The sequence below is a fragment of the Komagataeibacter oboediens genome (genome assembly GCF_003207815.1).
GTDB classification, from domain to species: domain Bacteria; phylum Pseudomonadota; class Alphaproteobacteria; order Acetobacterales; family Acetobacteraceae; genus Komagataeibacter; species Komagataeibacter oboediens.
Genome location: NZ_NKTX01000082.1, coordinates 1 through 8801 on the forward strand (window position 1 = coordinate 1; position 8801 = coordinate 8801).

The following is an 8801-nucleotide window of genomic DNA, read 5'->3' on the forward strand; positions in this document are numbered from 1 at the left end:
CGCGACCACGGGTATATCGAGACCCGCTTTAACCGGGGGCGGTATCACTGGTCCGCCGGTGAGATCATCACCAACCCCGACGAAATAGCCCACCTGCGTGAGCGCGGGGCGGAACTGGAGCCGGTGGAATGTCAGGAACGACCACAGACCCCGTAGCGGATACGCCCCTGACCGATGCCGAGATGGTGCAGTGCCGCCGCTATATGGGATATCCGGCTATGGGCGGTATCAACAGCGGCCAGCAGTCGTGGCGCTTCTTTCAGGTCTACGGTTTCAACGAATGGCGTATGCGGAACATGGCTCCAGACGAATATGTCCAGATACGCACGTTCTTGACACAGTGCCAGACGTTGGAAACGGCCATCATGGGCGCCACGGATAATCTGGACACAGACCAGGCCGCCGTGTGGCACCACAACCGCTACGAGGTTCAGGACCGTTTTGGCCTCTACAATCGCTGGCGTCGGCAGTTGTGCGCGTTCTTTGGCATCCCGCCCGGTCCCGGCCTACGCCCGCAAAACCGCATCACAATCTAGGAGGCAGCATGTTCTGTGCTGACAGCAATATCCGACGCCCCATACGCGTGTGGGCGCAGGTGAAGAATGGCGTAGTGACGGCCATCAAATCCGCCTTCGCGCGCCAGCCTCAGCCTTTCGGCCCCGATGCCGGGCGCGTGGTCGAGGTGACGGGAACCGACGCGCAGGTCGGGTATCTGGTTGACCACATGGGAAACGTGACCCCACGCGAGAACCGCAAAGGCCCGATCCCTGATGGCCGACCGGCCTATATTGAGGGACCGCCGGTTCCCGCAATTGCATCGGGGCCTCTTGGTCGCGCCCTGGCGTCTGCTGGCGTGATGCCGACCAAAGACCCGGACCACCCGGCGAACTGGTCGAAAAATGCGGCCCCCGAGCAGAAGGAAGCGGCAGATGGCGGCACTGACCACCCGGCAGCGTAACGCCCTGCCAAAATCGGCATTCGGGCTACCCGGTTCGCGCCGGTTTCCGATGCCTAATCGCGCCCATGCGATAGCCGCGAAAAGCCGCGCCACGCAGCAGGTGAAGGCGGGCAACCTGTCAAAGTCCTCACAGGCGAAGATCAACGCCAAGGCCAATTCCATCATCCGCCGGAGAAAATAGATGGCACGCTCACCCAAGCGCATGACCATGGCGCAGTATCTCAAGTCGAACACCGACCGGAAAGAGGATGGCCAGAACGCGGCTTTGGTCGGAATGACCACGGCGGCGTTCAAAAAGACCGCGCAGGCCAAGGCCATTGACCGGCAGATGGTTTCACTCATGAACCGCACCTCGACCAAGGGTCGGCGTCACTGATGGATCAGGCCCTCCTTCAGCAGAAAGTCGCGCGCGGATATGCCAAGGCGGCCCTGCGGCTGGGGGCCACTACCGAGCAATATCGCCCGGCATCACTGACTGCGCCCATGGGCACCGCCTACGCGACCATGTTGGCAGCGTTCAACGCAGATAAAGCATTCGGGTTTCAGGCTCCCGCGCTGTGGGACAAACCCGCCGTGTTCGGCCTGTTCGACACCACGGATGTGCAATCGGGCGATCTTCTGACCTGCGCGGGCGAGAACTACTTTGTGGCTCGTCTTGAGCCGTTCCGGCCGCCGCTGTGCATGCTGTGCAACCGGGTCGTGTCCATCGCTGGCCAGCCGGGTCAAGGCAGCGCCAACGGCGATGGTGCAGTCTGCACGGACGTGGGCGCATCGGACGATTACGGCACGGCAGGCGACACCAGCGCGCAAACCACACTCGCGTCGGGATGGCCCGCCTTCATCCAGATCAAGGGCAAAGGCAGCCCGACAGGCGATGGTATCCCCGGATCGATCAAGGCGGCGGATTACGAAATGTTCCTACCCCTGATGCCCAATTTCATCCCGGACGTGCAGATGGCCGTCACAACCGATCTGGGCACGACCTACACCCTGACAGCGGTTGAGCCGAGCCAGTATGGCAACCGCTGCCTGATGAGCGTGAGGCAGGTGTAATGGCGGATATCGTCTCGATTGCCCGCGCCATCGTGGAGAAGATGGCTGCCATTGTTTATCCGAACGGCAAGGGCGCGCCCTCTGTTACGGGCAGGCCTACCAAGATTTTCCGGGGCTGGCTCACGCAGGCCGATTACGCTGGCGCAGACTGCACCCTAAACCGGGGCGTTGACTTCATCACCGTGATGGACCTGCAAGGCGGCTGGCGGCGCATTGACGAACCGTTGGGCCGACCATGGCGGCAGGATGGCTCCCCCATCCCGGCCACGGTATCGGTCGTGACTTCATATAGCGGCGTGCCGATCCGCTCCACAGAGACGGGACAGGAACGCATCACGCAATCTGGACTTGATCGGGGGGTTATCCTTTCCGACCAGAGTGCCATCATCGCGCTGGAGGAAGGGCAGACGCCATCCGGTATTGTCGGCCTTCGCATCCGATCAGGCGGATCTGTAATCCCGGACCGGGCCATCGCCGCCTATGCGGTTCAGGCGACCGATACCGCCGATACGATTGCGCAGGCCCTTGCTACGCAGATCCCGAACGCAAGCGCCGCCGGGTCCGTCATCACCGTGCCTGATGCCGTTACGCTGGAAGCTGCCGTAGGCGGATATTCCCCAGCGGTCCGCACGGCGCGCAGGCAGCAGCAGCTATTCCAGGTCACGGTCTGGTCGGCCTCGACCAAGGCCCGCGATGCGATGGGAACGGCTATCGAAAACGGCATGGCGTTCATCGACTGGCTGACCGACGCCAACGGATCAACCTTCCAGATCGAGGCCCGAGGCGACTGGAACAACGACGCCGCGCAGAACAGCGGTATTTTCATGCGTCCGTTCCGGTTCGTCTGCACCTATGACACGGACGCGCGCGAGAACATGGCCCAGATGCTGTTCGGCACTGAGGTGTTCAGCCTGCCCGGCGGCCAGACCATCCACACGGGAGACGGGCTGCTTCTGGCCGTCTCCTGACCCACCCGAGGACAACCAATGCCCACCACACCGACGCCAACGGCCGCCGGGCCGACACCTGCGCCCGCAGCCACGACACCCGCCGAAACCTACGTGGTCACGCTGCCCGGCTACGGCTACCGGATCGGCACCAAGATCACCGATGCCGCCACGATTGCGAGACTGAAAACGGGCGGCATACTTAGCCGGTTCACCGTGCGCGTTGCCACCGCTCAGGAGAAATAACCATGTCGCAGATCTATCAGGCAGGCAGCCTGAACACCAATTCAATCGAGGTGCCGGGCCTTTACGTCCAGATCCAGAAGCCGACCACGCTGGCGCTCAACGGCGTTTCCAGCGGGCGCATCGGCCTTGTCGGCACGGCTGCATGGGGTCCGCTCAACACGCCCGTCATCGTGGGCAGTATGGGCGACCAGCTTGCTGCGTTTGGACCAAAGCAGGCGCTGGCCACCGATATCGGCACGGCCGTCAACATCGCCATCCTCAATGGTGCGTCTGATTTCCGTTGCGTGCGCGTGACCGACGGCACGGATGCGGCAGCAACCGGCACGCTGGGCACCGTCAGTCTGACGGCCCGCTATACCGGCAGCGCTGGCAACGCCATTACGGCCACGCTGACCCAGAACAGCATCGTCACGACCCGCTACACACTGACCACCAGCCATGCCACGCTGGGCAGCCGGTCCTATACTGGTGCAACGTGGACGGCCATTGCCGCCGCCATTGTAGCCGACACGTCCGCGCTGGTCGTGGCGACGGTTCCGACAACCGTTCCTGATCTGGCGGCAGGCAGTGCAACCCTGTCTGGCGGCACAGACGGCGGCACGCCTACCACGGCACAGTTTATCGGCGCGGACGATGCAACGCGCACCGGCATGTATGCCCTGCGCAATCAGGGCTGTGCGATAGGCGTCCTGCACGGGCTGACTGATGATGCGTCATGGACCACGCAGGCGACGTTTGGCCTTGGTGAAGGGTTGTACATGATCGCGTGCGGCCCGTCTGGCGACACGATCAGTAATGCAGTCAGCATGAAGGACGCCGCCGGCCTGGACAGCTATGGCGTCAAGCTGATGTTTGGCGACTGGCTGTGGTGGGACGACGACACCAACGGCGACATGCTGGTGCCACCGCAGGCGTTCGTGGCGGGTCTGTTTGGCGGCCTGTCGCCGGAGCAGTCCAGCCTGAACAAGCAGCTTTCCGGCGTGATCGGCAGCCAGAAGGCAGGGCTTGTCAGCACCGGCACGACGCAGACCTATTCCGATGCGGAACTGGGGGCACTGTTTGAGGACGGGATTGATGTGATCTGCAACCCGGCTCCGGGCGGTAGCTATTGGGCTGTGCGTGGAGGCATCAACACGTCCTCGGATGACGCCATTGATGATGACAGCTACACGCGCCTGACCAACTACATAGCCGAGACCATCAATTCCGGCATGGGCGCGTTTGTGGGCGATGTCATCAATGACACGCTGTTCGGCGATATCCGCGCCGTGCTGCTGGGCACGCTGTCCAACATGGTCAGCAGCGGGATCCTTGGCGGAACCGCTGATTACGCGGTGGTGTGCGACACGTCCAACAACCCGCAGAGCCAGACATCGCTGGGCTACGTGCGGGCCGACGTGCAGGTCCAGTATCAGGGCATCAACCGCTTCTTCGTGGTCAACTTGCAGGGCGGTTCCAGTGTGGTGGTGACTTCGGCCACATCCGCATCCTGATCCTGTTCCGTTTCAACAGCCGCCCACACCGGGCGGCTTTTTCTTTGGAGGATTGGATGGCAAGCAAGCCATTTAACGTAGGCCGCGACTGCCGGGTCGTGCTGGTCTACAACGGATCGCGCATCAAACTGCCGACCGTCACCGGGTTTCAGGCGCAGCAGCAGACGCACCGGCTTACGTCCATGCCCCTGAATGACATGCCCTCATTCTACGATACGCCCAATGGGTGGAGCGGTGGGTTTGACTTCCAGCGGGACAATTCAGGCGCTGACGACCTGTTCGCTGCTATCGAAAGCGGGTTCTGGGATGCAGGAACAATGATCCTGGGCAGCGTCTACCAGTATGTAACCGAGTGCGATGGCACATCGACCACCTATGAATTCATGGGTGCCACCATCCGCCTGACGAACGCCGGGCACTACCAGTCCGAAAATATCGTCACGCAGCATATCGACTTCATGGCACGTATCAGGAACAAAATTTCATGACCACGATCCCCAAGGAAATCACGACGGCATCCGGCAAGAAGCTGGAACTGAAGGAACTCGACCCCGGCAATATGCTGGACCTGATCGAAGTGGCCGGGACGGCCATGCAGTCGGCTTCGGCTGGCGCATGGATGGGCTATGCGCAGATGATCTGTTCGGTGGATGCGATCGACGGGGTTCCGGTCGAAATGCCCGAAACCAAAGAGCAGGTGAAGCAGCTTGCCCGGCGCATCGGCAATGACGGCATCGTGGCGCTCCAGGCAGTGTTCTACCCGCCGAAGAAGCCGGATGCCCCTGAACAGCCGGTCGCCGCCGACGTGGACATGGAAACGGCAAAAAACTGAGCAGGCACCCCGCTATGCAGGAGATGCTTCTGCTGGCGGATAGCGGGGTGCCGTGGGACGTTGCTCTCAAATGGTCGCGCACGCGGCGCTTTGCTGCCTGTGTGGCCATTACAGAACGCCGGAGCCGCGAAACCTATGGCCTGATCCCGACCCGTTTTGACTGGGATATCGGACGATATATGGACGCCGAAGCATGACGCGGAAATTCAACACGCTGGATGGCTTCATACGGCACCTGCGCGAGCGCGTGGAACCGAATATTTCCCATGCCGTCCATCGTGGCGTGCAGGATGGGGCCGATCTCATCAAGGCTGAGACCAAGGTGCAGATCGGACAATATCTTGACGGGCCGGAAAGCGGATTGCCGACTGCCCCCCTAGCAGACCGGACCATTGATGATCGCATCCGCAAGGGGTTCTCGCCCGATGATCCCGGCCTGCGAAGTGGGGATATGCGCGATAGCTATGGCGCGCGGGTAAGTGACGCCGGGCTGCGCGTCGAGGCGTCCATAGGATCCGACGACATCAAGGCCGTGGTGTTTGAACTGGGCCGCATGGAACAGAACAACTACCAGCCCCCGCGTCCTGAACTGTCCGTTGCGGCATTCAGGAATGAACAGAAGGTGGCGCGCGGCATAGGTCGAATGGTCGTGCGTGCGATTGAAGGGCGGATACTGCCCAATGCGCGGGCCGAAGATACCGAATAGCGGGAAAATAAAATGGCCGTTGAAGCCTATGAAATCGGCGTAAACCTCGTCGCCAACGCTACCCGCGTGACCGGTCCGATTGGGGAGATGATCGAGGCGCTTGAACGCCTACTGTCTGCCCAGCGTGAGGCCCAGATGGGTTTCAACAGCATGGTGTCCTCGCTGGGCGGCGCGCGGCGGCTGGCTGGCGGCATGGCGGATGACATGGAGCGCGCGTCTCGTGCTGCACGCGATATTGCGTCCAGTTCGGGCCGGTTCCGATCCGCACCGTCTCCGCGTGGCCCGTCTGGCGGTGATGGCGGCGGGACGGAGACCCGGACTGCGCCAGCAGCCTCTCCGTTCATGCCCCCTATTCCGCCGGGAAACCTTGGTCGCGGGTCTTATGTTTCGCCGTATTCGGCAGCCGCCACGAATGTGCCCGGCGCGCCGCAGCTTCTTTTGCCGCCGCCGGAAGTCCGGACGCCGGGAACGGCTCTTATGGCGCTGCCCGATCAGGGTAACAGCATGGGCCATGGAGCCAGCTTCCGGGGCGCCGATACTGGACCCGCGCCCAATTTTACCATCTCCAGCGGTCCGGAATCCGTCACGCCAGAACGTCACCGGACCGCGCGCGAAACCACGGCGGGCGTCAATTACGGCAGCAGCGACGTTTATGGGCCGTTTCCGTATGCTGGCCCCCACGCCGTAAATCCGGGTGCGGTAGGCGAGGGGGTTATGGCAGCCCGTGGGGCACTGTCTGGTGTCGGCGTGCCACGCGTTGGGCCGTTGGCGGCTGGTATGGCGGCGTATGCCGGTTTCCATGGGGTAGGGAGCGCATTTTCACAAGGCATTCACGCGGGCGATACGGAAGCCTTGATGGCGAATGCCTATGGACCTGATGGCCATATTTTCTCCGTTGCCCAGCAGAATGAAGCGAGGGATATAGCCCTCAATTCCGTCCGTAATGTCCCCGGTGCCAGCTATACCGGTACCCTTGAAATGATAGCGCGCACGTCCGGCATCACAGCGAATGCCAGAGAGGCGCTAGACATCGCCCCTGATTTGGCCCGCGCTGGACAGATATTCGCCATGCGCGGCGCGCCAAATGCCATTTCCCAAGTTGAAAGCGCTATCCAGTCGGGTGAAATCGCAGGACTTAACGCGCCTGGCGGCGGCCTTGATGTCAACAAACTGCGTGACTTCATTGACCGTTTATCCCAGACGGCCTTTGCCATGCAGGGCACGTTTGATCTTGGGAAATACCTGACGGGCCTGCGGCAATTCGGCACTGGTGCCAGCGCATCAAGTATGGATTTCCTGACGGCTGAATTGCCATCCCTTATGCGGGTGATGCAGGAAAGCCGGGCAGGGACGGCGCTGGCGTCGTTGGACCAGCTTATGCTTTCGCCACCGCCTACTACGCGCAATCATCGTTTTCTTGATGAACAAAAGCGGATAGGCATTCGCGACCATAACGGACACCTTGTAAATGAGAGAGAATATCTAAGCGACCGTATGGCGTGGTATACCGATGTAATGGTGCCTGCGTTTGCCAAGCACGGCATTACATCGCGCGAGTCCATCACCAACGAACTGAACCTGCTGTTTTCACGGTCTACTGTGCAGCGCCTCGGGGCATCTCTTAGTGCCGATGCTGAACTATATAGCCGGGAAATTGCCCGAAACAGAGGGCAGCAGGCACAGGGTGATGCGCCCCTTATGAATTATCTGCAGAATGCGCCCGGCGCGCAATTTGCGGCGTTTACGGAGTCATGGCGCGCGTTTGAAGCGGTGACATCTCAGGCGCTCATGGTGCCCGTCGTGAAGTCAGTGCAGCTTATCACGAGCGCGTTTAACGACATCACGCGATATGTGCAGCAGCATCCTGATGATATCAGGCAGTTTGGGAACGACATCCATGGGCTTGTAACCATGCTGTCCACAATCGCGGGGGCAATCGGGAAGGTATTGAGTATTATACCCGGTCCATTGCGGAGAGTTCTTGAAAGCACGGCGGCTTATTCGGCTGCTGGCGCTGTTAGTGGATCTGTTGTTCCATTTTGGGGGAATGCGGCTGGTGCTCTTGGCGGAGCGGGAGCAGGATTGGTTTTGGGCACATGGCAGGAGGCAGTTCATCAAGCGGACCGTATTGATCACATGCACTATCGCGCGCTCGGTCCGCAACCGACTACACAAGGGGATACCCACGTAAGCGTATATCTTGATAGCGATCCTATTGCCGCACGAGTTCAGGTTCGGCAGGATCAGCAAGCAAGGCAGGAGTTTCGGGCGACCGGAACGGCGTCCGATCCCACGCGAAGCGTGCAGTTGCCAGGTCGCGCGATTGGGCGTTAGAGCCCGATCCGAAAGTTTTTGAACAATACCAGCCTGTTGTGATTCATCCGTCTTTACGAAGAGATGGAGTGAATGATGACATGGACTGGTATTGCCCGACGTGAACATAGCCGGGAAGGACTGCGATATCCATCGGATATGATGGACGGGGAATGGGCTTTGATCGTGCCATTTGTGCCCCCTGCGAAACGGGGCGGTCGCCCTCGCACGACGGATATGCGCGAGGTGGTCA

At 61.0% G+C, this 8801-nt stretch carries 13 protein-coding genes and 1 pseudogene; all 14 read left to right on the plus strand.

Annotation, left to right across the window (positions count from 1 at the left end):
• The first annotated feature begins 128 nt into the window (after positions 1-128).
• Positions 129-536: a hypothetical protein gene (locus tag CFR80_RS15720; protein WP_026019755.1), complete on the plus strand. Its 408-nt coding sequence runs from the start codon at positions 129-131 to the stop codon at positions 534-536.
• Positions 537-544: 8 nt separating this feature from the next.
• Positions 545-958 carry a hypothetical protein gene (locus CFR80_RS15725; RefSeq protein WP_110507673.1) on the plus strand — a complete coding sequence of 138 codons (414 nt, stop codon included), beginning with the start codon at positions 545-547 and terminating at the stop codon, positions 956-958.
• Positions 930-1139, plus strand: coding sequence for a hypothetical protein (locus CFR80_RS15730; RefSeq protein WP_110507674.1), 210 nt, complete (start codon positions 930-932; stop codon positions 1137-1139). The genes CFR80_RS15725 and CFR80_RS15730 overlap by 29 nt, the downstream gene beginning before the upstream one ends.
• Positions 1140-1334: a hypothetical protein gene (locus tag CFR80_RS15735; protein ID WP_110507675.1), complete on the plus strand. Its 195-nt coding sequence runs from the start codon at positions 1140-1142 to the stop codon at positions 1332-1334.
• A complete protein-coding gene (locus tag CFR80_RS15740; RefSeq protein WP_110507676.1) occupies positions 1334-2011 on the plus strand; it encodes a hypothetical protein in 678 nt (225 codons plus the stop codon). The genes CFR80_RS15735 and CFR80_RS15740 overlap by 1 nt, the downstream gene beginning before the upstream one ends.
• The gene (locus CFR80_RS15745) at positions 2011-2979 is read left to right on the plus strand and encodes a hypothetical protein (protein ID WP_110507677.1); all 969 of its coding nucleotides are present in this window, start codon (positions 2011-2013) and stop codon (positions 2977-2979) included. The genes CFR80_RS15740 and CFR80_RS15745 overlap by 1 nt, the downstream gene beginning before the upstream one ends.
• 18 nt (positions 2980-2997) lie before the next feature.
• Positions 2998-3204 carry a hypothetical protein gene (locus CFR80_RS15750; RefSeq protein WP_110507678.1) on the plus strand — a complete coding sequence of 69 codons (207 nt, stop codon included), beginning with the start codon at positions 2998-3000 and terminating at the stop codon, positions 3202-3204.
• Positions 3205-3206: 2 nt separating this feature from the next.
• Entirely contained in the window at positions 3207-4697 is a 1491-nt protein-coding gene (locus CFR80_RS15755; protein ID WP_110507679.1) for a phage tail sheath protein, read from the plus strand.
• 56 nt (positions 4698-4753) lie between these two features.
• Entirely contained in the window at positions 4754-5185 is a 432-nt protein-coding gene (locus CFR80_RS15760) for a hypothetical protein (protein WP_110507680.1), read from the plus strand.
• Positions 5182-5529, plus strand: coding sequence for a hypothetical protein (locus tag CFR80_RS15765; RefSeq protein ID WP_010516965.1), 348 nt, complete (start codon positions 5182-5184; stop codon positions 5527-5529). Before CFR80_RS15760 ends, CFR80_RS15765 begins: the two co-directional genes overlap by 4 nt.
• Before the next feature lie 14 nt (positions 5530-5543).
• Complete coding sequence (locus CFR80_RS15770; RefSeq protein ID WP_010516967.1) at positions 5544-5726, plus strand: hypothetical protein; 183 nt, start codon at positions 5544-5546, stop codon at positions 5724-5726.
• On the plus strand, positions 5723-6235 hold the full coding sequence (locus CFR80_RS15775) for a hypothetical protein (RefSeq protein ID WP_110507681.1): 513 nt from the start codon (positions 5723-5725) through the stop codon (positions 6233-6235). Before CFR80_RS15770 ends, CFR80_RS15775 begins: the two co-directional genes overlap by 4 nt.
• Positions 6236-6247: 12 nt before the next feature.
• Positions 6248-8569, plus strand: coding sequence for a hypothetical protein (locus tag CFR80_RS15780; RefSeq protein ID WP_110507682.1), 2322 nt, complete (start codon positions 6248-6250; stop codon positions 8567-8569).
• A gap of 72 nt (positions 8570-8641) precedes the next feature.
• Positions 8642-8801, plus strand: a pseudogene (locus CFR80_RS15785) (IS5/IS1182 family transposase); the annotation flags it as partial.

Coding starts and splice junctions, on each gene's coding strand:
- CFR80_RS15755 (WP_110507679.1), top strand. CDS start 3,207: ATGTCGCAGATCTATCAGGCAGGCAGCCTGAACACCAATTCAATCGAG.
- CFR80_RS15740 (WP_110507676.1), top strand. CDS start 1,334: ATGGATCAGGCCCTCCTTCAGCAGAAAGTCGCGCGCGGATATGCCAAG.
- CFR80_RS15775 (WP_110507681.1), top strand. CDS start 5,723: ATGACGCGGAAATTCAACACGCTGGATGGCTTCATACGGCACCTGCGC.
- CFR80_RS15770 (WP_010516967.1), top strand. CDS start 5,544: ATGCAGGAGATGCTTCTGCTGGCGGATAGCGGGGTGCCGTGGGACGTT.
- CFR80_RS15745 (WP_110507677.1), top strand. CDS start 2,011: ATGGCGGATATCGTCTCGATTGCCCGCGCCATCGTGGAGAAGATGGCT.
- CFR80_RS15725 (WP_110507673.1), top strand. CDS start 545: ATGTTCTGTGCTGACAGCAATATCCGACGCCCCATACGCGTGTGGGCG.
- CFR80_RS15735 (WP_110507675.1), top strand. CDS start 1,140: ATGGCACGCTCACCCAAGCGCATGACCATGGCGCAGTATCTCAAGTCG.
- CFR80_RS15720 (WP_026019755.1), top strand. CDS start 129: ATGTCAGGAACGACCACAGACCCCGTAGCGGATACGCCCCTGACCGAT.
- CFR80_RS15780 (WP_110507682.1), top strand. CDS start 6,248: ATGGCCGTTGAAGCCTATGAAATCGGCGTAAACCTCGTCGCCAACGCT.
- CFR80_RS15760 (WP_110507680.1), top strand. CDS start 4,754: ATGGCAAGCAAGCCATTTAACGTAGGCCGCGACTGCCGGGTCGTGCTG.
- CFR80_RS15730 (WP_110507674.1), top strand. CDS start 930: ATGGCGGCACTGACCACCCGGCAGCGTAACGCCCTGCCAAAATCGGCA.
- CFR80_RS15765 (WP_010516965.1), top strand. CDS start 5,182: ATGACCACGATCCCCAAGGAAATCACGACGGCATCCGGCAAGAAGCTG.
- CFR80_RS15750 (WP_110507678.1), top strand. CDS start 2,998: ATGCCCACCACACCGACGCCAACGGCCGCCGGGCCGACACCTGCGCCC.